Source organism: Indioceanicola profundi (assembly GCF_003568845.1).
Lineage (GTDB): Bacteria > Pseudomonadota > Alphaproteobacteria > Azospirillales > Azospirillaceae > Indioceanicola > Indioceanicola profundi.
The window spans coordinates 2,226,093-2,247,238 of record NZ_CP030126.1; the positions used below are offsets into that span (position 1 = coordinate 2,226,093).

The 21,146-nt window shown below is 67.7% G+C and carries 21 protein-coding genes; 18 read left to right on the plus strand and 3 right to left on the minus strand.

Annotated features, from left to right (window positions below; genetic code table 11):
• Positions 1 to 6 precede the first annotated feature (6 nt).
• The gene (locus tag DOL89_RS10640; RefSeq protein ID WP_162937453.1) at positions 7 to 822 is read left to right on the plus strand and encodes a PRC-barrel domain-containing protein; all 816 of its coding nucleotides are present in this window, start codon (positions 7 to 9) and stop codon (positions 820 to 822) included.
• Positions 823 to 957: 135 nt separating this feature from the next.
• Here DOL89_RS10640 and DOL89_RS10645 read toward each other — a convergent pair whose 3' ends face one another.
• Entirely contained in the window at positions 958 to 1,845 is an 888-nt protein-coding gene (locus DOL89_RS10645; protein ID WP_162937454.1) for a lytic transglycosylase domain-containing protein, read from the minus strand.
• A gap of 179 nt (positions 1,846 to 2,024) precedes the next feature.
• On the opposite strand from DOL89_RS10645, the gene DOL89_RS10650 reads away from it, so the two are divergent.
• From DOL89_RS10650 to DOL89_RS10665, 4 genes are all read left to right on the plus strand, one after another.
• Positions 2,025 to 3,821, plus strand: a complete 1,797-nt coding sequence (locus tag DOL89_RS10650) for an acyl-CoA dehydrogenase (protein WP_119679131.1) — start codon at positions 2,025 to 2,027, stop codon at positions 3,819 to 3,821.
• A 137-nt stretch (positions 3,822 to 3,958) separates the two neighbouring features.
• Complete coding sequence (locus DOL89_RS10655; protein ID WP_162937455.1) at positions 3,959 to 5,725, plus strand: YjbH domain-containing protein; 1,767 nt, start codon at positions 3,959 to 3,961, stop codon at positions 5,723 to 5,725.
• A 101-nt stretch (positions 5,726 to 5,826) separates the two neighbouring features.
• Entirely contained in the window at positions 5,827 to 6,033 is a 207-nt protein-coding gene (locus DOL89_RS10660; RefSeq protein ID WP_119679133.1) for a hypothetical protein, read from the plus strand.
• A gap of 106 nt (positions 6,034 to 6,139) precedes the next feature.
• Entirely contained in the window at positions 6,140 to 6,304 is a 165-nt protein-coding gene (locus DOL89_RS10665) for a DUF1328 domain-containing protein (protein ID WP_119679134.1), read from the plus strand.
• On the opposite strand, the gene DOL89_RS10670 is transcribed toward DOL89_RS10665, so the two are convergent.
• Both DOL89_RS10670 and DOL89_RS10675 read right to left on the minus strand, forming a co-directional pair.
• Positions 6,279 to 6,770: an anti-sigma factor family protein gene (locus DOL89_RS10670; RefSeq protein WP_119679135.1), complete on the minus strand. Its 492-nt coding sequence runs from the start codon at positions 6,768 to 6,770 to the stop codon at positions 6,279 to 6,281. The genes DOL89_RS10665 and DOL89_RS10670 overlap by 26 nt on opposite strands.
• Positions 6,751 to 7,416: a sigma-70 family RNA polymerase sigma factor gene (locus tag DOL89_RS10675; protein ID WP_225889762.1), complete on the minus strand. Its 666-nt coding sequence runs from the start codon at positions 7,414 to 7,416 to the stop codon at positions 6,751 to 6,753. The genes DOL89_RS10670 and DOL89_RS10675 overlap by 20 nt, the downstream gene beginning before the upstream one ends.
• A gap of 419 nt (positions 7,417 to 7,835) precedes the next feature.
• On the opposite strand from DOL89_RS10675, the gene DOL89_RS25530 reads away from it, so the two are divergent.
• From DOL89_RS25530 to DOL89_RS10740, 13 genes are all read left to right on the plus strand, one after another.
• The gene (locus DOL89_RS25530) at positions 7,836 to 8,753 is read left to right on the plus strand and encodes a transglycosylase SLT domain-containing protein (RefSeq protein ID WP_205574560.1); all 918 of its coding nucleotides are present in this window, start codon (positions 7,836 to 7,838) and stop codon (positions 8,751 to 8,753) included.
• A 75-nt stretch (positions 8,754 to 8,828) separates the two neighbouring features.
• Positions 8,829 to 9,671, plus strand: coding sequence for a fumarylacetoacetate hydrolase family protein (locus tag DOL89_RS10685; protein WP_119679138.1), 843 nt, complete (start codon positions 8,829 to 8,831; stop codon positions 9,669 to 9,671).
• Positions 9,672 to 9,742: 71 nt separating this feature from the next.
• Entirely contained in the window at positions 9,743 to 10,357 is a 615-nt protein-coding gene (locus DOL89_RS10690; protein ID WP_162937457.1) for a hypothetical protein, read from the plus strand.
• Between the two features lie 340 nt (positions 10,358 to 10,697).
• Positions 10,698 to 10,859, plus strand: a complete 162-nt coding sequence (locus DOL89_RS10695) for a YqaE/Pmp3 family membrane protein (RefSeq protein ID WP_119679140.1) — start codon at positions 10,698 to 10,700, stop codon at positions 10,857 to 10,859.
• 8 nt (positions 10,860 to 10,867) lie between these two features.
• Positions 10,868 to 11,254 (plus strand): DUF4112 domain-containing protein, encoded by a 387-nt coding sequence (locus DOL89_RS10700; RefSeq protein WP_119680368.1) that lies wholly within the window; start codon positions 10,868 to 10,870, stop codon positions 11,252 to 11,254.
• 114 nt (positions 11,255 to 11,368) lie between these two features.
• Positions 11,369 to 12,001 (plus strand): hypothetical protein, encoded by a 633-nt coding sequence (locus tag DOL89_RS10705; RefSeq protein WP_119679141.1) that lies wholly within the window; start codon positions 11,369 to 11,371, stop codon positions 11,999 to 12,001.
• A gap of 641 nt (positions 12,002 to 12,642) precedes the next feature.
• Positions 12,643 to 13,917 (plus strand): type III PLP-dependent enzyme, encoded by a 1,275-nt coding sequence (locus DOL89_RS10710; RefSeq protein ID WP_119679142.1) that lies wholly within the window; start codon positions 12,643 to 12,645, stop codon positions 13,915 to 13,917.
• A gap of 188 nt (positions 13,918 to 14,105) precedes the next feature.
• On the plus strand, positions 14,106 to 15,527 hold the full coding sequence (locus DOL89_RS10715; RefSeq protein ID WP_119679143.1) for a homospermidine synthase: 1,422 nt from the start codon (positions 14,106 to 14,108) through the stop codon (positions 15,525 to 15,527).
• A gap of 107 nt (positions 15,528 to 15,634) precedes the next feature.
• On the plus strand, positions 15,635 to 15,913 hold the full coding sequence (locus tag DOL89_RS10720; RefSeq protein ID WP_119679144.1) for a type II toxin-antitoxin system VapB family antitoxin: 279 nt from the start codon (positions 15,635 to 15,637) through the stop codon (positions 15,911 to 15,913).
• Positions 15,910 to 16,308 carry a type II toxin-antitoxin system VapC family toxin gene (locus DOL89_RS10725; protein ID WP_205574561.1) on the plus strand — a complete coding sequence of 133 codons (399 nt, stop codon included), beginning with the start codon at positions 15,910 to 15,912 and terminating at the stop codon, positions 16,306 to 16,308. Before DOL89_RS10720 ends, DOL89_RS10725 begins: the two co-directional genes overlap by 4 nt.
• Positions 16,309 to 16,439: 131 nt before the next feature.
• The gene (locus DOL89_RS10730) at positions 16,440 to 17,594 is read left to right on the plus strand and encodes an ATP phosphoribosyltransferase regulatory subunit (protein WP_119679145.1); all 1,155 of its coding nucleotides are present in this window, start codon (positions 16,440 to 16,442) and stop codon (positions 17,592 to 17,594) included.
• A 104-nt stretch (positions 17,595 to 17,698) separates the two neighbouring features.
• The gene (locus DOL89_RS10735) at positions 17,699 to 18,991 is read left to right on the plus strand and encodes an adenylosuccinate synthase (RefSeq protein WP_119679146.1); all 1,293 of its coding nucleotides are present in this window, start codon (positions 17,699 to 17,701) and stop codon (positions 18,989 to 18,991) included.
• A gap of 115 nt (positions 18,992 to 19,106) precedes the next feature.
• A complete protein-coding gene (locus DOL89_RS10740) occupies positions 19,107 to 21,146 on the plus strand; it encodes a serine/threonine-protein kinase (RefSeq protein WP_225889763.1) in 2,040 nt (679 codons plus the stop codon).

The following is a 21,146-nucleotide window of genomic DNA, read 5'->3' on the forward strand; positions in this document are numbered from 1 at the left end:
AAGAAGATGATGCGGACAACCCTTCCCTTCGCAGCCGCCCTGGCCCTTCTGCTTCCGGCCGCCGGCTGGGCGCAGGAGCCCGGCGGGCCGCAGCCGGCTCCGGACAAGCCGGTTGGCGCCGACATCACGGTGCAGCAGCCGACGCCGGATGTGACCGTGCGCCAGCAGAAGCCGGACGTCACGATCCAGCAGGCCCGGCCGGACGTGAACCTGGATGTGGCGCGCCCGGTGGTCAATGTCGACACCCCGCCCCCGCAGGTGCAGATTCAGCCTACGGAGGGTCAGGTGCAGGCGCAGATCAACCGCGCCCAGCCCCAGGTCGATATCCGCCAGGCCAAGCCGGTGGTCAACATCCAGCAGGCTGAACCGGAAGTCATCGTGGAGCGGGCCGAAGGTCCTCCCCAGATTTCCATCCAGAAGCTGACGCGGGAGCAGGCCGAGCTGGCGGATATGGGCATCCAGCGTCGCGAAGACCTCGTCGGCATGACCGTGGTCGACCGCGAGGACCAGGAGATCGGCTCCGTCAGCGATCTGATGACCCAGAATGGCCGTATCCAATCGGCCGTCGTCCGGCAGGAAGGCGGCTTGTTGAGCGGCGACAAGATGGTCGCTGTCCCCTGGAGCGCGTTCCAGGTGGACCAGGAGAACAAGCGTCTGCGCGTTCAGATGAGCGAGGATGAACTCAGGGAAATGCCCGAGTTCAACTACGACGAACAGACGCAGCAGCAGGCGTTGGTCGGCCCCGAAGGCCAGCAGCAGCAGCAGCAGCAGCAGCAGCCGCAACAACAGCAGCAGAACCCGGAACAGCAGAGCCAGCGCTGATCCGGTCCGGATTCGGAACGAAGAAAGGCCGCGGGGCAACCCGCGGCCTTTCCGATTCCGAGACTTGCGCGAGACCCCCTGCGGAACAAGTCCCATCCTGAAGGATGCGGGACTGTCGACCGGGTTCCCGGCAGCCTACGCGCTTCGCAGACCGCCCAGCAGATTGGGGGTCAGCTTCTCGTTCTGGCCCTTGCCGCCGGTCTGGTCCTCCTGCCCATCCGGGTCCCCCGGCGGGGCGAGCTGGTTCAGCAGCATCACGGTGAAGGTGGAAAGCGGCTCCCGCCCGGAGGATGCGGAGCGGCCGGAACTCCAGACGTCGTTGTCGTCGCCCGCCCCGGCCACGACGCTTCCGAAGCGGCCCACGGCTGGTGTTCCCGTATCCTCTCCGAACTTGGCGGCAAACCGATCATAGATCTGGGACAGGGTGACCGGGCGGCCCTTGTCGTAGAACACGCCGCGGTTGGCGCGCGCCGCCTCGGGCAACAGCCTGTCCGCCGGCTGGGCCGGGTTGTCTTCCATCGCCTTCAGGAATTTGGTTGCCCCGGCTGCCCCCAGGAAATGGGCCAGGTACATCTCCGTCCGCCCGACCGGCTGGCCGAGTTCCCCCTCGAGATGGCGGCGATTATCCTGGGCCAGTTCGCCGGCCAGCAGGGCCGAGAGACGGGGATCGTTGCGCAGCTCCAGGATCTCCCTGCGCGCCATCGGGTCCTTAACCGCGGCGCGCCCGTCCGGCCGGCGCTCGATCAACTCCGCATAGGCGCCCAGCCCGTGCTTGGCCCCGTGGGTCTTCACCATGTCCAGCCAGGTGGAGTCGACGAACTGGAACAGGCCGGTGGCGCTGCTGGTGCCGGCCTTGGCATCAGTGCGGAAGCCGCTTTCCAGGGAAGCCTTTTCCATCAGGTAGGCAAAATCGACCCCGGTTGCGCGGCTGGCCTGGGCAACGGCGTTCCGCACCTGATGGGGAGCAGAACCCGATCCTGCCTGGAGATCGGCCCTGGGAATGGTGGAAAAGGCGCTGGTCACGGCTTGCCTCGTTCACGGAATGGCAGCCCGATCAAAGCAACCTCCATGCCAGTCACCGACGGGCTGCCGCGGCACTTGCCCCGAATCCTGGTTGCCGCCATCTTAGCCGCAACCGCAGGCACGGCCCCATACTGGCCGCCGCACCAGCCGTAGAAGCCCCCGGGAGGGAATTCAGGACCATGATTCCGTACAACGCGCCCATCGACGATATGCGGTTCACGCTGAACCATGTGGTGGGACTGCCCGCCGTGGCGCAGCTTCCGGGGTATGAGGCGGCGGATGCCGATCTGGTCGATGCGGTGCTGGAGGAAGCCGGCAAGCTGGCCCGCGACGTGCTGGCCCCGATCAACTGGCAGGGCGACCGCGACGGCGCGGTGCTGGAGAACGGCGTGGTCCGCACCGCCCCCGGCTTCAAGGAGGCCTACAAGGCCTATGCGGAGGGCGGCTGGAACTCCGTTCCCTTCGATCCGGACCATGGCGGCCAGGGCCTGCCCTGGACCCTGGCCATGCCGATCCAGGAGATGTGGAACGCGGCCAACATGTCCTTCGCCCTCTGCCCCATGCTGAACCAGGGCGCGGTGGAACTGCTGTCCGAGCACGGGTCGGAGGAGCAGAAGGGCAAGTATCTGGAGAAGATGATCTCCGGCGAGTGGACGGGCACCATGAACCTGACGGAGCCGCAGGCCGGTTCCGATGTCGGGGCCGTCCGCACCAGGGCGGTTCCGCAGGGCGATGGCACCTACAGGATCACCGGGCAGAAGATCTTCATCACCTATGGCGAGCACGACCTGACGCCAAACATCATCCACATGGTGCTGGCCCGCACGCCGGACGCCCCGGCCGGGGTGAAGGGCATCAGCCTGTTCATCGTGCCGAAGTTCCTGGTCGACGAGGATGGCGGCATCGGGGAGCGCAACGACCTCCGCTGCGCCGGGCTGGAGCACAAGATGGGCATCCACGCCTCCCCCACCGCCGTGATGGCCTTCGGGGACAATGGCGGGGCCGTCGGCTTCCTGATCGGGGAGGAGAACCGCGGCCTGGAATACATGTTCACCATGATGAACAACGCCCGCCTCGGCGTCGGCGTCCAGGGCGTCGGCATTGCCGAGCGCGCCTACCAGCAGGCGGTGGCCTATGCCAGGACCCGCACCCAGTCCCGCGCATTGGACGGCCGCAATCCGGAGCCTGTCGCCATCATCAACCATCCGGATATCCGCCGGATGCTGATGACCGCCAAGAGCCAGATCGAGGCGGCGCGCGCCCTGACCTATACCACCGCCGCCGCCTTCGACCGCGCCAAGCGCAGCACCGATGCAGAGGAGCGAAAGCGCGCCCGTGCCCTGAACGACCTGCTGACCCCGATCACCAAGGCCTGGTGCACCGACCTGGGCGTGGAGGTCGCCTCGCTCGGCGTGCAGGTGCATGGCGGCATGGGCTTCATCGAGGAGACGGGTGCGGCCCAGCATTACCGCGATGCCCGCATCGCCCCGATCTATGAGGGGACAAACGGCATCCAGGCCAACGACCTGGTCTTCCGCAAGGTGGTGCGCGATGGCGGCCAATCGGCCTTCGCCCTGATGGCCGAGATGACGACCGTAGCCCTGGCGGCGAAGGAAGGGCCGGGCGACGATCTGGAGGTGATCGGCGCCAACCTGCACGATGCCCTGCATGTGCTGGAGCAGACCACCAACTGGCTGCTGGAGGCGGCGAAGACCGATGTTCGTGCGGCAGCGGCCGGAGCGGTGCCCTATCTGCGCATGTTCGGCATCACCGTTGGCGGCTGGCTGATGGCGAAGGCCGCCATGGCGGCGCAGGCCCAGATGGCCCAGCGCGGGGCCGACACCCGCTTCCTGGACGGCAAGCTGATCACGGCCCGCTTCTATGCCGACCAGATCCTGCCGCAGGTCCAGGGGCTGATGAAGCCCATCGTGGCCGGCCACCGGACCGTTATGGCGCTGGCAGAAGACCAGTTCTGATGCCCGAAGCCCCCGCCGGGCCGGCGGGGGCTGTCCGACGTGTGTTTCCTTTCGGTTTTATCAGTCCAGAGTTGAGCATGCGCATGCTGTTGTAGACACTCCGCCGTCATATGCGATTTGGCGGAGTGCTGCGGACCGTGCGTGGTGGCGTTTATTTCCTGCTGCTTTTTCTGCTGATGCCGGTCCCTGCGCTGGCACGGGATTTACAGGAGCCGACGCCGCTGCTGCATCCGACCGGCAGGCCCGATGCCGTCCTGCCGCCCGAGGGAAGCATCTGGATCGCAGCGGAAACCTTTGCGGCAGGCCCTTATTCCGGGGGCGGCGGCGCTACGGTCGGCGCCCGTCCGCTGCCCGGCCTGGTGCTCTCCCTGCATCAGACCTCTTTCGATGATGGTTCAGCGGACGCGTTGCTGCGGCTGTGGCCGGAGGCAGACCGCCGCCCGGCCCTGTTCCTGGGGGCTGCCGGCCTCGGCGGAGTCGCGGAGGATCGCAGCTTGTTTCTGGGCGCGGGGAGCCGCCTCGGCCCTTTTGAAGCGACCGCCGGCTTGTCCTGGCGCGGCAGCGACCGATCTGGTGTCGAAGACTGGCCGGACCCTTGGGGCAGCGTACGCTGGCAGGATGCCTACCGCCGCTTCGCCATCCAGGCGGAAGCCGGGCGCGTGGGTCGGCATCGCGAGCCGCGCCTGACAGGCCAGTACCGCCTGCTCCCCTGGATGAGCATCGGTGCGGGGGCGGAGTGGCGACGCGGGATCTTCACCACCCTGACCCTCTCCGCCCCCATCGCGGAGCTGCCCGTCCGCACACGGCCACGAACCGGCGTCACCCATGTCGCCGGACGTGAAATATGGGTCCAGGCAGCACGGGAGCAGCCGCTGGCCGCGACCCTGGGCCGCGCTGCCCTGGACCTTGCCCCGCCCGACGGGGAGATCACCCTGCATGCGCATGAGGGCGGGCTGCCGGGCATCGCGGTGACTATGATGGCTGGCGACCTTGCGCGCGCGGCGGCGCACAATGGCAGCCCGGAGGAGATTGCCGGCAACGCCCTGTTCCGCCCCGCCGACCCGCCCGGCGCGGGACCGCTTCTCTGGACACCAGAGGGCACGCTGCTGCTGGACCATGGACCGGGAGTCGAAAACAGCGGATGGGTCAGCCGGGCGATGCTGGATGCGGGCCTGGAGGTTGGCCATCCATGGGGCTTCCGCGCCGGAGGGGCGTTGCGGCTGACCCTGGACAGCACGGCGGACCGGCTGCCCGTGCCGCAGCTGGAGGCGGCGGTGCGGTCCGATCTGGCGGACCATGCGGCGGCCGGGGTGGCGTTGGAGCGGCTGTACCTGATGTGGAACGGACGTCTTGCCCCCGGCCTGCTTGCCATGGTCGAGGCCGGACATTTCGAGGAGATGTTCGGCGGTGCCGGCGGGGAACTGCGCTGGCAGTCTTTCGACAGCCGCCATAGCCTGAGTCTCGAGCTGCACCATGTCTGGAAGCGGGAATCCGGCCATATCGCCGTTTGGCGGGGTACCGGGCGCACCACCGGCCTGTTGACCGCCGGCTATGATCTGCCCGGCCGGGACGCCGCCGCGACCCTGTCCGCCGGGTGGTTCCTGGATGGAGACGCCGGTATCCAGGCCGGGCTGGAGCGCTGGTTCGACAATGGGGCTGGACTTGGCGGCACGGTGACCTGGTCGGATGGCGTGGCCCTGGGCCTACGGCTGCGCGTCCCGCTGGACGTCAATCTGGGGCCGGTTCCATTGGCTCTGGAAATGCGCGCCCGCCCGCATGGGCGTGATCGGGGACAGCGGCTGGAACGTCCGCACCAGCTGGAGGACCTTGCCCGGATGGTCGGGCTCGGCCGGCTTGCCCGGAGCTGGCCCGCGCTTCTCGACCGGGGCAATCCGCAGCCATGATCTGCGCGCTCGGTCTAAATCGGAATCGCCTGCCATGCTCCTCGCCCGCAGGGCATATCCTGGATGCGGCGGATTTGCCGGATATTCTACAGGAGGAACACATGGCGGCGGACGCGGCGCAGTTGCGGGAACTGGCGGTAAAGATTTCCGTCGCCTACCTGCGCGCCAACCCGGTCACGGCGGACAAGGTCGGCAATATGGTCCGGGACACCTATGAGGCGCTGTCCGCCTGCGCGGCTCCCCGGACGGAGCCGGTTCCCCTTGCGGTACCGCCAGCCCGTCAGGGTAAACGGACCGCACGCGCCTGAGTCCAAAGGGACTTCAGCGGAACCTGGAAGTGGAGCGGATTGTTTTCATCCAGTGAGCGCGCCTGACAGAACCGGGCGCGCACCCTGGAGGAAAGGACCGCCTCAAATGCTCTACTGGGCGCTGATATTCTTCATTGTGGCAATTGTCGCCGGCATCTTCGGATTCGGCGGCGTTGCCTCTGCATCGGCCGGGATCGCGCAGATCCTGTTCTTCATTTTCCTGGTGGTATTCGTCGTCTCGCTCATCATGGGCCTGGTGCGGCGGCGCTGAAGCCGGCGTCGCCGTCCCAGGACTGCGGAGCGAAATCCTGGATATCCAGGATAAGCCCGCCGGACACCACGGCCATCGCCACGGCCGCGGCGATTCCGGCCACGGCTGCCATACGGGTGCGGGTGCGCCGTACGCGCATCCGCTCCTGTTCCGAGCGCCGCCGGGACAGCACAGCCAGGAGCTGGGGCGGAATCGGCTCTTCCAGGACGGGATCGTAGAGGGCATGCAGCCCGTCCACCTGGGCCCGATAGGCCACGGCGCGCGCGGCCATCTGGGGATCGCGCGACAGGCATTGCCCCACGGCGGCTGCCATGCGGGCCGGCAGCTCCCCGTCTATCCAGGCGTGGACATCGTCCGGGTCGGCCAACGGCTTCGCCCTCGCCCCGGCGGACGGGCCGGCCGGAACCAGGTAGAGGCGGTGCGCCTCGCGCCGGATGGGGCGCCCGTCAGGCAGTTTCCCGCTCATGCGCCGGCTCGACCCCGTCATCTGCCGCTCCGCCATCCATCAACAGGCGCAGGGCGCGCCGGCCGCGGGAGAGGCGGGATTTCACCGTGCCGATGGACACGTCCAGGATTTCCGCCGCTTCGGCGTAGCTGATGCCTTCCAGCCCGATCAGCAGGACGACTTCACGCTGCTCCTGCGGAACCTTGTCCAGGGCGCGCCGCAGATCGCGCAGTTCCAGGCGCACCACCTGGGAGCCATGGCTGCCGCCCAGCCCGGTCTGAACCTCGCCGTCGATATCAACGAAGGTCTGCTGACGGCGGATGCCGTTGATGTGCAGATTGCGCAGGATCGTGAACAGCCACGCACGAAGGTTCGTGCCGGGCTGCCATAGATGCAGACGGCTCAGCGCGCGTTCCAGGCATTCCTGCACCAGATCGTCGGCCAGGGCCGTATCCCGCACCATGGCGCGGGCAAAGCGGCGCAGGCGGGGAATTTCCGCCTCGATCTGGGAAATCACCTCCGGGCTGTTCTCAGCCCCCCGGCGCGGCTCCTGTCCGGCCTCAGGCGCAACAACCGCCTGTGCCGCCGGCGCGCTGTCCTGCGGAGCGGCTGTCGACCTTGCCTCGGTCCTACGACCCGACGTGGCCGGGGTATCGCCGTCCATCATGTAACCCCACTGCTTAGGTTCGCTTGGTTCAGCCATCTTAGGCCCGGTTCAAGTATTGTGTCGCAGGCGCAAAAGTACCACCCCCCTTTCCGATAGCCATTGCGCGATATTGGTCAGCACAGGATCAGTTCCGTCCGACGTACTTGAACAATCAGCATAGTGGTTCGGTCTATGCCAATGGATATGCACCACCCCGAAATCTCAGATGCCTTGGCGTGATAAAAACAAGACCTTGCAGACACCACCTAACGCAGATGTGCGGTGTCCCATTCTTTCGGATAAACCCTAGTCCGATTGGCCCGGTTGGCGGGACTACCCCGCTTCGTGTAGGTCGGTCTACCGGTCAACAAACCTCTCCGGTGGACATGCGAGCTCCGCACTTTTTCTTCACCGTGATTTGCCTTTCATTGGTCACGACTGTGTCAGCGTGGGCGGATGCTGATCTGTCCATCCGCGACCTGGCGAAGCGTGCAGCACTGGGGCAGATGGACGCCCGGTACGAACTCGGCAACCGCTTGAAGCGGGGCATCGACGTTCCGGCCGATCCACACGCGGCGGTGGAGCAATTCTGTGCAGCGGCGCGCAACGGGCATGCCGATGCGGCCTATGTCATGGGCAATATGTTCCTGACCGGCGAGTTGGCCCTGCCCAGCGACCCGGCCCAGGCGGCAGCCTGGTTCGCTCTTGCGGCGGAAGCCGGGCACGCCAGCGCCAGGGCCGAGCTTGGCAAGCTGCCACGCCGCCGGGCCAAGGCTCCCGCCTGCAGCGGGCGGGAACTGATGGAGAGCGAATTCAAGGTGCCAAGCCGGCTTGCGCGCATGGTCCGCCGCATGGCCCCGCGCTACGGGCTGGAGCCGGATTTCGTGCTGGCCGTGGTGGCGGTGGAGTCCGCCTTCCGGACCGATGCGGTCTCGCCCATGCAGGCGCGCGGCCTGATGCAGCTTACCGATGCCACTGCGAAGCGCTTCGGCGTCGAGGACCCTCTCGACGCGGAGCAGAACCTGCGCGGCGGGATGAGCTTCCTGGCCGACCTGATCGCCCAGTATGACGGCGACCTGCGGCTGGTGCTGGCCGCCTACAACGCCGGACCGGGCGCGGTTCAACGCTATGACGGCGTGCCGCCCTTCGCGGAAACCCGGGCCTACATCCAGAAGGTCCGCCGCTACTATCCTCGGGACCGCCACCCGCTGCAGGACAAGGGCATTGGCCGGCTGCCCGACACGCTGGTGGCCGCCCTTCCCGACGAAGGCAGCAGCGAAGCCTCGACCAGCATCGAGACGACGCCGGAAATCGGAATCTCGCCCGGCAGCCGCCAGATGGCCCGTCCGGCGGACTGATGCGTCCGCCTTTTCCCTGGTCCCGTCTGCCGGCCTTTGCCAATCTCCCCACGGATCGAAGCTGGGAGGACAGGCGTGAAGCTGCTGCGTTGGGGACTGAGGGGAGCGGAACAGCCAGGGCTGCTGGACAGCAATGGCGTTCTGCGCGATCTGACCGGCCATGTGCCCGATATCGCGGGAGAAGTTCTGTCCCCTGCCGGGCTGGACCGGTTGCGTACGCTTGACCCCGACACGCTGCCCCTGGTGCCGGGCACACCCCGGCTGGGTCCGCCAGTGGGCGGCACCGGCAAGTTCGTCGCTATCGGGCTGAACTATGCCGATCATGCGGCCGAGACCGGGGCCGCCGTGCCGCCGGAGCCAGTGGTATTCCTGAAGGCGACGAGCTGCATCGTCGGCCCGAACGATGATGTCGAGATCCCGCGCGGCTCGGTGAAGACCGACTGGGAGGTGGAGCTTGGCGTGGTGATCGGCTCCACCGCCAAATACGTGCCGCTGGAATCGGCGCTGGACCATGTGGCCGGGTACTGCGTGGTCAACGACGTGTCGGAGCGGGACTTCCAGATGAACCGGTCCGGCACCTGGGACAAGGGCAAGGGTCACGACGGATTCGGTCCTGTCGGCCCCTGGCTGGTCACCCGGGACGAGGTGCCGGAGCCGCAGGACCTCCGCCTCTGGCTGGAGGTGGACGGGCGCCGCTACCAGGATGGCAGCACCCGCACCATGGTCTACGGCGTGGCCTTCCTGGTCCATTATCTCAGCCAGTTCATGACGCTGCATCCTGGCGACCTGATCTGCACCGGCACGCCGCCGGGCGTCGGGCTGGGCCAGAAGCCGCCCGTGTTCCTGAAGCCTGGACAGACCATGCGCCTGTCGGTGGAGGGGTTGGGGGTGCAGACCCAGCGGACCGTCCAAGCCTGATCCGCCGTTCCGTATCAGCCGTCCGGTTAGGTTCGGGTACGCCCCCTCCCCCTTTCCCCTGAGCGCGCCCCATGGCTGGACCCGGCGCGGATCACCATATGGGGGAGATGACAGCCCATCCGCCCCGCCCCGTGCGAACCGCCTGTCTGCTGGCATTCGCACTGATGCTCCCCGCCCTTCCGGTGGGCGCGCAGGAGAACCCGCTGCTGCGTCCGTCGCCGTTGGCGCCGCAACGCCTTTCGCCCGCCCCCGGCCGGCTGGACGCGGTGGAGCAGGAGAAGGCGCGTGCCTACCGCGACTCGCTCCAGAGCGAGCTGTACGACCGGCAGCGGCTTGACGCTTTCGACCGGCTGCCCCTGTCGGAGCGGCGTGACCTGTTCGAACTGCAGGGGGAAGCGGACCGGATTGGCCGGGTGCTGCGACGGCCCGGCGAATCGCCGGCCGGCGTGCCCAACCAGGGCACCGAGGTCGAGCGCATCCTCTCCGGCGAAGCCCCCCTGCCCGGGAGCGAGGCTCTGCCCCGGCTGGGACGGGGCGGGGCCACCCTCAAGCCCGGCCAGCGGGTCGTGCCGCCAGACCAGGCGCCAGACTCCGGGCAGACAGCCTCGGGTCCGCAGGAACTCGGCTCGCCGGGCGGGCGCATGGAATTCGGCTGGGGCGGACCCAGCCGTCCCGTGGGCCAGTGACTCGGCCCAATCTTCCCCGCGGGCGGCAGAGGCTCGCAGCACGGAAATGCCGGGCATTGCCTGGACCTGCCAGCGGGTGATTGCGGCGCTGGCCGTCAATTCCATCGATCCTACGTACACGAACTTTCAACTCCGCCAGTGGACGGGCTTTGTCGCCGGAACTGGAAGGCAGGCGTCGGATATCTGTCCGGCATCTCCGGACAGAAACGGCGGCCAACGCGTTCTTGTTATGTTCTTACAATAGGGGCCAATCAAGGAACGTTCCGAAGCCGATCCCCGTTAAAGGCGCCAAAGGGCCGAGCAGCCCGATCCGTCCGATACAGCCAAGGAGAAAGCGCACATGGACGTTCTTCGCATCCTCCTCGCCATCCTTCTGCCGCCCGTGGGCGTCTTTCTGCAGGTGGGACTTGGCCTGCACTTCTGGCTCAATATCCTGCTGACGATCCTGGGCTACATCCCCGGCATCATCCACGCGATCTACGTCATCATAAAATACAAGTGAGCCCCGCCGTGCGTCGTCCTCCCAAGGCTCTCGACCCCGTGAAAGTGGCGGAGTTGCGCAATCTGGCCGACCTGCTGGACAGCCGGTGGCGCGTGCCCGGCACCGACTGGCGCTTTGGCGTGGACGGTGTGGCCAGCATCATCCCCGGCCTGGGCGACACGGCGACAGGCGTGGTCGGCGCCTACATCATCTGGCAGGCGGCCCGCATCGGCGTGCCGCGCAGCACGCTGGTCCGTATGGCGGCCAATGTCGGGGTCGACTGGGCCGTAGGCTCCATTCCCGTGCTTGGCACCATCTTCGACTTCGCCTTCAAGTCCAATCAGCGCAACATGCGCCTGCTGAACCAGCATCTGGACACGTTCGAGAGCATGGAGGCGGAGCGGTACCGGAAATAGGGCCGGGTCCCCGCCCCATCTTGGTCACAGCGCCTCCACCCCGAAATTAAGGTCCCATTCACCAAACCGCCCCACCCTTCGATCCGGTCTTCACGGCTGAAAGGGGGTGCGTCCATGTTCAGGTCAGACAACAAGATCGGGTTCCGTTTCGGCCGTGAGCCGGAGGAGGCGGGCGACAATGCCGAGGACCGGCAATCCGCCCTGAAATCGGCCATGCAGGCCTCCACCCAGCGCTCCGGCCTGCCCGCCCCCCGCCCGGTGACGGGGGAGACCCTCCCGCCCGTCGCCGCGGCTCCGATCCCTGCCATTCCCGGTTTCCGTCCCCGCCCCTCCGAAACCCGTCCGACCGAGGACAGCATGCTCCCGACCAGCACGATCCGCGCCGACGAGCGCGCCGCCCAGCCCGTGATCGCCCAGGCCCGCGCCATCATCGGCCAGGTGCAGAGCGACGAGGACGCCCGCGCCCTGGAAACGGTGCTGAAGACCATCGACACCATCGCCGCCCGGCAGATGGATTTCGAGCGGGAACTGCGTCTGGCCCGCGACACCGCCGCCAAGGCCACCGCCGACCGCGCCCGCCTGCAGGAAGAGAACCAGCAGATGCGCGACCTGCTGTCCTCCCTGCTGAAGACCGTGGAGACCGAGCGCCGCCGCCGCTCCGACGCCGTCGGTCGCATCGGCGACCGCCTGAAGTCCCTGGCCGTCACGCTGGGCGAGCAGCCCGCCGAGAAGACCGAAGCCGCCTGATCCGGAACAGGCCGTCCCGCCCCGGACGGCCTGTACTCGCTCCCGATCCCGTAGGTCGCAAGAAGCGCAGCGCATTGCGACGGCCAACGCCGCAAGCATCGTCGCAATCCGCCTTCGGCTCCTCGCGACCTACGCTGTTCCACCCATGCGCCCACCAATTTGCAGGCTACCGCGATAGAGGCTTGCATCCTGGGCGGAAATGCATAATTAAACGTCCAGACGCACCCGCACGTGCCCCTGGCCCTTGGGTTGCCGCCGCCGATGTCCGGCGGATGTCCTGTACGGACACGGCCCCTTGGTGTTTACGCAACGACGTCAGGCGTCCTTTTTGGCCGAACCGGTCGACAGTGGGCCGGTCCCCGAGAGGGAAGTCGATATGAACGCCGTTACGCACTCCGGGGCGATGTTAGCCTGATCCCCGGCTGGTCACATATCTCGTCAGTTGACGCTTTGCGGCACCCCTGAATTCAGGCCAGGCCCGGCAATCACGGCGCGAGACCAGATCTCCCCAAACCTGATGTTCCGCACTTCCGGACGCGAGCCCCGCTGTCCGGACCTTCGAAACTCTCGTTGAGCCCTCGCCGGCGCCGATATGGCTGCCGCATGGGCCAGGGGTCCCCGCTTTGCGGGGAAAATGCGCCATGGGTCAGATCCGTTTCCGTTCCGCCGTCGCCCCGCTGCGCCGCAGCTTCCAGGCCAAGCCCGCCCAGCTTCCGTCCGTGGACAGCTTGGTGGCGGAGCTGCGCCCGGCGGAGCCGCTGCACTGCATCCGCCCGGCCACGTTGCGGGCCACGGCGCGCCGCTTCGTCGATGGCTTCGCCACGGCCATGGCCCCTGTCTCGGCCGGCGGCGACGTGCTCTATGCCGTCAAGTGCAACCCGGACCCGGCCTTCATCCGCCAGCTCTGGAAGGGCGGCGTGCGCCATTACGACTGCGCCAGCCCGGCGGAAATCCGCCTGATCCGGCAGATGTTCGGCGATGCCGCGCAGATCCACTACATGCACCCGGTGAAGAACCGGGCGGCCATCCGCGCCGCCTATCTGGAGCATGAGGTCCGCGACTTCTCCCTGGATTCGGTGGAGGAGCTGGCGAAGATCCTGGAGGAGACGGCCTATGCCGGCGATCTGGGCCTGATGATCCGGCTGGCCCTGCCCAAGGGCAATGCCGCCATGGACCTGTCCGGCAAGTTCGGCGCCAGCCGCGAGACCGCGGTGGAACTGCTGCGCCGCGCCCGTGTCGTGGGCGAGCGGGTCGGCGTCTGCTTCCATGTCGGCAGCCAGATGATGGAGCCGGCGGCCTATGAGCGGGCGCTGGAACTGGCGGGCAATATCATCCGGGAAGCGGGCGTTGAGATCGACGTGCTGGATGTGGGCGGTGGCTTCCCCGTCTCCTACCCCGACTTCACCCCGCCTCCGCTGGACGATTTCATGGCCGCTATCCGCCGCGGCGTGGAGAAGCTGGCCCTGCCCGCCCGCACCCGCGTCTGGTGCGAGCCGGGCCGGGCGCTGGTCGCCGCGGGCGGCAGCATCGTGGTGCAGGTGGAGCGGCGCCGGGGCGATGAGCTGTTCATTAATGACGGCGTCTACGGCTCCCTCTCGGATGCCGGCGTGCCGGCCTTCCGCTTCCCCTGCCGGCTGGTCCGGCCGGAGGGCAAGTCCGACGCCGAGCTCATGGCCTTCAGCTTCTGGGGCCCGACCTGCGACAGCGCTGACCGGATGAAGGGGCCGTTCCTGCTGCCCGCGGACATCCGCGAGGGCGACTGGATCGAAATCGGCCAGTTGGGCGCCTATGGCGCCACGTTGCGTACCGCCTTCAACGGGTTCGACGTGGCGCGCATGGCGGAGGTCGCGGATGCGCCTCTGCTGGAAACTCCGGGTCATCGCGTCGCGGCACGGTTGCCAGAGGCCACCCGGTAGTTCACTCTTCAACATAGGACAAGGAGGAGAACGGCCGTCGGACGGGCGGCCGGTCTCTTCCCTGTTGCCGTTCGCAATGGCTCTGCGGCCGGGGCGGGCGGCGGCGGATGCCATAACCCTCTTCCCGTCCAACCAGGTCGAAAGGACCTCCATCCGCACGCGGATCAACAGCTCGGAGCGCAAATGAAATGACGGACTATGTGAAGCACTGCAATTTCCCCGGCCGCCTTGTCATGGTCGGATTCGGCAGCATCGGTCAGGGGGTCTTGCCGCTGATCTTGCGTCACATGGACATCAAGCCCGAGCAGATCACGATCGTCACCGCCGACGATCGCGGCCATGCCGAAGCCGATCATTTCGGCATCAAGTTCATTCGGGACCCGCTGACCAAGGACAATTACCAGCAGATGCTGCGCCCGCTGCTGGGCAAGGGCGATTTCCTGCTGAACCTGTCCGTGGACGTCTCCTCGGTAGCTCTGATCGAGCTCTGCGCCGAGGTGGGCGCGCTCTATCTCGACACCTGCATTGAGCCCTGGCCGGGCGGCTACACCGACGCGTCGGTGAGCCCGTCGTTGCGCTCCAACTACGCGCTGCGCGAGACCGCGCTGAAGCTGCGGGAGAAGTATCCGAACGGCCCGACGGCTGTGCTGACCCATGGCGCCAATCCGGGGCTGGTGTCGCACTTCGTCAAGCAGGCCATGCTGAACATCGCGGAGGACAGCGGCCGCGACGCCACCCCGCCGACCACGCGGGAGGGCTGGGCCAGGCTGGCGCAGGAGCTGAACGTCAAGGTCGTCCACATCGCCGAGCGGGACACCCAGATCGCCTCCATCCCGAAGCGCCGGGGGGAGTTCGTCAACACTTGGTCCATCGACGGCTTCATCTCCGAAGGCTGCCAGCCGGCGGAGCTGGGCTGGGGCAGCCATGAGAAGACCTTCCCGCCGGACGGCTCCCGCCACGAGTTCGGCGAAGGGGCGGCGATCTATCTGAACCGTCCCGGCGTAACGCAGCGGGTGCGCACCTGGACGCCGATGGAGGGGCACTTCCACGGCTTCCTGATCACCCACAGCGAAAGCATCTCCATCCCGGACTATCTGACGGTGAAGGACGATGCCGGCAACGTGGTCTACCGGCCGACGGCCCACTACGCCTACCACCCCTGCGATGACGCGGTGAAATCAATCCATGAGTTCGCCGGCAAAAACTTCGTCCAGCAGGAGACCCAGCGCCTTCTGATGGATGAGATCATTGAGGGCGTGGACGAGCTGGGCGTGCTGCTGGCCGGCCACGAGAAGGGCGCCTACTGGTACGGCTCCCAGCTCGACATCCACGAGGCCCGCGAGCTGGCGCCCTTCAACAGCGCCACCTCACTCCAGGTCTGCGTGGCGGCCCTGTCCGGCATGGTCTGGGCCCTGGAGAACCCGAACAAGGGCATCGTCGAGCCGGACGAGATGGATTACCAGCGCTGCCTGGACATCTGCATGCCCTATCTGGGCCCGGTGGTCGGCGCCTACACCGACTGGACCCCGCTGGAAGGCCGCAACAAGCTCTTCCCCGAGGACATCGATGAGAGCGACCCCTGGCAGTTCAAGAACATCCGGGTGGTGTGAGGCGGACGGGGCGGTGCTGGAAGGCGCTGCCCCTTCTCGTTACAGAGGCTTGCCAGCAGCAAATGGCTGTACCAACCTATAGGTACTTGGCAAGTGAGGGCCGTGCCATGGGCACCATGATCACCACCACGGAAATCGACCGCCTGTTGAGCACATTGACCGCTGCAACCGGTGAGACGCCCGAACAGGCCCTGGCCCGCGCTCTTGAGGAGCGGATTGACAGGATCGGCAATCCCCTTCGCTCCCACCCCCTGACGGAAGCCGAGCGCCAGGCTCGGCTGGAGCGGCTGCGCGCGATTTCGAGGGAGGCGTCTAAGCTTCCCGTTCTGGACCCACGCAGCGATGACGAGATCCTGGGCTATAACGATATCGGGACATTCGATTGATCGTCCTCGACACCTCGATCCTCGTCGCCATTCTGTTGGACGAACCTGAAGCAGAGCGGTTACGCATCATTCTGAACGACGCGCCGGCAACCATCCTGTCGGCCGTCAATCATTTCGAAGCCCGGATGCTGCTGCGCGGAAGGTATGGCGTCCCGATGCTGGAAAAGCTGGATGCGCTTCTGGCCGATCTGGGAACCGAAATCATCGCGTTCGACCGTCGGCAATCGGAAGCATCTCTGCAAGCCTTCAACCGCTTCGGCAAAGGTCAGGGCCATCCGGCGCAGTTGAACCTGGCTGACTGCTGCGCCTATGCGCTGGCGAAGACGCGCGGGCTGCCGCTGCTGTTCAAGGGCGGAGATTTCTCCCAAACGGATATCCAGGCCGCCGCCTATTGAGCCGCGGCATCCCTGCCCTGCCCCGCTGCCCCCCCTTTCCGTTTGCATGGACCGGCGGGAGGGTTTACCAAACCTCACTTGGTGCGGGGCGCTTGCCCCCGCGCGCATCTTCCGCCCGCGCCGAGTGAGCCATGAGCGACGCCGCCAACCTTGCCCAGAAAGCCCTGCTGCCCGCGGGCCTGCGCGACCTGCTGCCGCCCGATGCGGAGCATGAGGCCGGCATTGTCGGCCGGGTGATGGCGGAGTTCGCCGCCCACGGCTATGAGCGCGTGAAGCCGCCCCTGATCGAGTTCGAGGAGGCGCTGCTGTCCGGCCCCGGCGCCGCGCTGGCGCAGCAGACCTTCCGCATCATGGACCCGGTCAGCCAGCGCATGATGGGCGTCCGCTCCGACATGACAACCCAGGTGGCCCGCATCGCCGCCTCCCGTCTTGGCAACGCGCCTCGGCCGCTGCGCCTGTCCTATGCCGGGCAGGTGCTGCGGGTGAAGGGTTCCCAGCTCCGGCCTGAGCGGCAGTTCGGGCAGGTGGGGGCCGAACTGATCGGCGCCGATGTGGTGGAGGCGGATGCGGAGATCGTGCTGCTGGCCGCCAGCGCCCTGGCCGCCGTGGGCGTTGCCGGAATCACCATCGACCTGACCGTTCCCACCCTGGTCCCCATCATCTGCCGCGACCTCGGCCTGTCGGAGCGCGCCATCGCAGGCGTGCGCGCCGCCCTGGACCGGCGCGATCCGGTGGAGCTGGCGGCCTCCGCCGGCCCGGCCGCCCAGGCGCTGACATCCATGATGGCGGCATCCGGACCGGCCCGCACGGCGCTGGAGAAGCTGAACGCGCTGGCCCTGCCCCCGGCGGCGGCGGCGGAGCGTGCGCGGCTGGCCAGGGCGGTGGAGCTGATCACCGCGGCAGCCCCCGACCTGATCGTCACCATCGATCCGGTGGAGCTGCGCGGCTTCGAGTATCAGACCGGCCTCAGCTTCACCGTTTTCGCGCGGGGCGTGTCCGGCGAATTGGGCCGCGGCGGACGTTATCTGAGCGGGGATGCCGAGGCGGCGGAACCCTCCACCGGCTTCACGCTCTATACCGATACGGTGCTGCGCGCGCTCCCCGGTCCCGAGCTGCCCCGCCGCGTGCTGCTGCCCCATGGCACGCCGCCGGCCGAGGGTGCCGCGTTGCGGGCGCAGGGGTGGCAGACCGTCTCGGCCCTGGCCCCGGTGCCGGACGCCGCGGCGGAGGCGAAGCGGCTGGGCTGCGGCCATGTCTTCCAGGACGGCCGGGCGGTTGAGGTGTGATGGTAGGTCGGATTAGGGCGCAGCCCTTAATCCGACATTCATGCGGGGATTGTCGGATTACGCTTCGCTAATCCGACCTACGGAAAACCAAGGAGTTTCCTACCATGGCGAATGTGGCGGTCGTCGGCTCCCAGTGGGGTGACGAGGGCAAGGGCAAGATCGTCGACTGGCTGTCCAGCCGGGCCGACGTGGTGGTGCGCTTCCAGGGCGGCCACAATGCCGGCCACACCCTGGTGATCGGGGATGTGGAGTACAAGCTGTCCCTGCTGCCCTCCGGCGTGGTGCGGCCCGGCAAGCTGTCGGTGATCGGTAACGGCGTCGTGGTCGATCCCTGGGCACTGCTGGCGGAGATCGAGAAGATCCGCGCCAAGGGCGTCGACATCACGCCCGAGACGCTGGTGATCGCTGAGAACTGCACCCTGATCCTGCCGCTGCACGGCGCGGTGGACCGGGCGCGGGAGGAGGCGCGGGGCACCGCCAAGATCGGCACCACCGGCCGCGGCATCGGCCCCGCCTATGAGGACAAGGTGGCCCGCCGCGCCATCCGCCTGTGCGATCTGGCCGATGCCCGCGTGCTGGAGGACAAGGTGGACCAGCTCCTGTTCCACCACAACGCCCTGCTGCGCGGTCTCGGTGCCGCCGAGCTGGACCGGGAGGAGCTGCTGAATCAGCTTCGCGAGGTGGCCCCGAAGATCCTGCCCTATGCCGGCGTGGTCTGGCAGCGGCTGGACGAGCTGAAGCGCGCCGGCAAGCGCATCCTGTTCGAGGGCGCACAGGGCGCGCTGCTGGATGTGGACCACGGCACCTATCCCTTCGTCACCTCCTCCAACACCGTGGCCGGCCAGGCCTCGGCCGGGTCGGGCATGGGTCCGGGGGCGGTGGGCTATGTGCTGGGCATCACCAAGGCCTACACGACCCGCGTCGGTTCCGGTCCCTTCCCCACCGAGCTTCTGGATGAGACCGGCGAGCAGCTCGGCGTCCGCGGACGGGAATTCGGCACGGTCACGGGGCGCAAGCGCCGCTGCGGCTGGTTCGACGCCGTGCTGGTGCGTCAGGCCATCAAGACCGGCGGCATCACCGGCATCGCGCTGACCAAGCTGGACGTGCTGGACGGCTTCAAGGAGATCAAGGTCTGCACCGGCTACCGCCTGAAGGGCGAGGTCGTGAACCATCTGCCGGCCGGCCAGACCGCCCAGGCGGAGGTGGAGCCGATCTACGAGACCTTCGAGGGCTGGTCCGAATCCACCCGCGGCGCACGGTCCTGGGCGCAGCTTCCCGCCACGGCGATCAAGTACATCCGCCGGATCGAGGAGCTGATCGAGGCCCCGGTGACCCTGCTGTCCACCAGCCCCGAGCGCGACGACACCATCCTGATGCACGATCCCTTCGAGGATTGAGCCTGAAACGATCCGCGGGCCTAGCCCGAAAGGGAAAGCGCCCGCGGGTTGTACTTACACTTTTGCTCTGCGATGATCCGGGCGCGCCCGCAAGGGGCCGCTTGTCCGGAACTCCATGAGCATGGCCGCCACCGCCGAATTCGCCAGCGCCCCCGACGCGCCTGCCGCCGCCCCGGTGGATCTGGGCGGGCGATGCGACATCATGCCGGGATCGCCCCTGCCCGACCTGGACAGCCCCGGCGGCGAGGCCTTCGTCGCGCGGGTTCGGCGGGACAGGAAATCCGACCAGTTCGCCATCATCGTGGATGGCCGGGTGCCGGCCAGGATCGAGGCGCTTCCGGCCTTCCGCGGCATGGAGCACCCGAACGTGCTGCGGGTGCTGGACTGGGGCACGGTGGATTGGCCGCTGGAGGATCGCCGCCGCTTCGCCATCGTGTTCGAGCGGCCGGCCGGACGGCGGTTGATGGAGAGCCTGGACGATGTGCGGGAGCCGCTGCCCGACGATGTGATCGTGCGCGGTCTTCTGCCCGCCATGCTGTCCGTGCTTCGCGACATGAACATGCGCGGGGTGACGTCCGGCGCGCTACGCCCCACAAACCTGTTCTTCAGGGACCCGGCCAGCGGAGGCATCGTACTGGGCGACTGCGTCAGCAGCCCGGCCGGCTATGGTCAGCCGCTGCTGCTTGAGACCATCGAGCGGGGCATGGCCCAGCCGTCCGGCCGCGGGCCAGGGCTCATCTCCGACGACCTCTATGCGTTGGGCGTGACCCTGCTGATCCTGTCGCTGGGCCGCAATCCCCTGCGCGGCATGGAGGAAGATGCCGCCCTGCGCGCCAAGATGGACAAGGGCACCTATCCGGCCCTGACCGCCGGCGTGCGTGTTCCGCAGTCGCTGATCGAGCCCCTGCGCGGCCTGATGGCCGACGACGGCAAGCAGCGCTGGTCCCTATCCGATCTGGAGATGTGGCTGCAGGGCCGCCGCCTGTCCCCGAAACAGCCGCAGGTGCCCCGCCGCGGCGCCCGTCCCTTCGAGTTCGGAGGCGATGAGCACTGGCATTGCCGGGCCCTTGCCCGCGGCATGGCCGCGAACCCCGCCGCCGCCGCACCGGTGATCGAGCGGGGCGACCTGGACAAGTGGCTGCGCCGGAGCCTGGGCGACGAGGCGCGGGCGGACCTCGTCCAGAACGCCATCGACAGCGCCTCCATCGGGGGACGCGGCTCGAACCAGGAGGACCGGACAGTGGCCCGCGTGGTCACCGCCCTGGACCCGCCCGCCCCCCTGCGCTACCGCGGCATTGCCGTGATGCCGGACGGGGTCGGCACGGCGCTGGCTGAGGCGGTCTGCACCGGCGCCAGCGTCCAGCCCCTGGCTGAACTGATCCTGGCGCAGCTTCCCATGTTCTGGGTGAGCTGCCAGACCGATTTCCGGGCGGAGCATGTGCCGCTGGTGCAGCTCTTCGATTTGCAACGCACCCTGCTGGAGCACACCGGCCCCGGCTTCGGGATCGAGCGCCTTCTGTACGAACTGAATCCCGCCTGCCCCTGCCAGAGCCCGCTGGTCCGCGACCAGCATGTTCTGACCATGGCGGAGCTGATGGCTGCGCTGAACACCGTGGCGGCGCGTCCGGCGCGCGGGCGCGATCCGATGGACCGGCATATCGCCGCCTTCATCGCCGCGCAGCACAAGAAGATCAACGACCAGTTCTTCACCGCCCTGACCAGCGCCGACCCGGCCCGGCGCATGACCGCCACCCTGCGCATCCTGGCCGAGGTGCAGAACCGTTTCGGCCCGGCCAACCTGCCGCAGCTCTGCGACTGGCTGGTGTCCATGATGGAGCCCGCCTTCAAGCGCTTCAAGCACCGCCCGACGCGGGAGAAGTTGAAGGAGGAAGCCAGGCTCCTGGCCCGCGAGGGCGTGATCGAAAAGCTGGTGCGGCTGGTGGACAATCCCGACGCGATCCGGCACGACGACAAGGGCTTCCTGATGGCCATTCGCCAGCATGAGGCGCTGACCAAGGAAATCCACAGGCTGGAGGCGCGGATCAGAACCGGCGGCAGTGCTGCGGAGGGAACCGGCCGGCGGGTCGCCGCCGTCATTTCCAACCTGCTGGCCATGGGCGGCCTGATCCTTACCGTGGTGATGATGGCGGGATGA

Bases quoted from the DNA above. Each gene is read 5' to 3' on its own strand.
- DOL89_RS10740 (WP_225889763.1), top strand. From the start codon at position 19,107: ATGAGCATGGCCGCCACCGCCGAATTCGCCAGCGCCCCCGACGCGCCT.
- DOL89_RS10640 (WP_162937453.1), top strand. From the start codon at position 7: ATGATGCGGACAACCCTTCCCTTCGCAGCCGCCCTGGCCCTTCTGCTT.
- DOL89_RS10720 (WP_119679144.1), top strand. From the start codon at position 15,635: ATGGGCACCATGATCACCACCACGGAAATCGACCGCCTGTTGAGCACA.
- DOL89_RS10705 (WP_119679141.1), top strand. From the start codon at position 11,369: ATGTTCAGGTCAGACAACAAGATCGGGTTCCGTTTCGGCCGTGAGCCG.
- DOL89_RS10735 (WP_119679146.1), top strand. From the start codon at position 17,699: ATGGCGAATGTGGCGGTCGTCGGCTCCCAGTGGGGTGACGAGGGCAAG.
- DOL89_RS10715 (WP_119679143.1), top strand. From the start codon at position 14,106: ATGACGGACTATGTGAAGCACTGCAATTTCCCCGGCCGCCTTGTCATG.
- DOL89_RS10670 (WP_119679135.1), bottom strand. From the start codon at position 6,770: ATGAGCGGGAAACTGCCTGACGGGCGCCCCATCCGGCGCGAGGCGCAC.
- DOL89_RS10665 (WP_119679134.1), top strand. From the start codon at position 6,140: ATGCTCTACTGGGCGCTGATATTCTTCATTGTGGCAATTGTCGCCGGC.
- DOL89_RS10710 (WP_119679142.1), top strand. From the start codon at position 12,643: ATGGGTCAGATCCGTTTCCGTTCCGCCGTCGCCCCGCTGCGCCGCAGC.
- DOL89_RS10695 (WP_119679140.1), top strand. From the start codon at position 10,698: ATGGACGTTCTTCGCATCCTCCTCGCCATCCTTCTGCCGCCCGTGGGC.
- DOL89_RS10730 (WP_119679145.1), top strand. From the start codon at position 16,440: ATGAGCGACGCCGCCAACCTTGCCCAGAAAGCCCTGCTGCCCGCGGGC.
- DOL89_RS10660 (WP_119679133.1), top strand. From the start codon at position 5,827: ATGGCGGCGGACGCGGCGCAGTTGCGGGAACTGGCGGTAAAGATTTCC.
- DOL89_RS10690 (WP_162937457.1), top strand. From the start codon at position 9,743: ATGGCTGGACCCGGCGCGGATCACCATATGGGGGAGATGACAGCCCAT.
- DOL89_RS10675 (WP_225889762.1), bottom strand. From the start codon at position 7,416: ATGATGGACGGCGATACCCCGGCCACGTCGGGTCGTAGGACCGAGGCA.
- DOL89_RS10650 (WP_119679131.1), top strand. From the start codon at position 2,025: ATGATTCCGTACAACGCGCCCATCGACGATATGCGGTTCACGCTGAAC.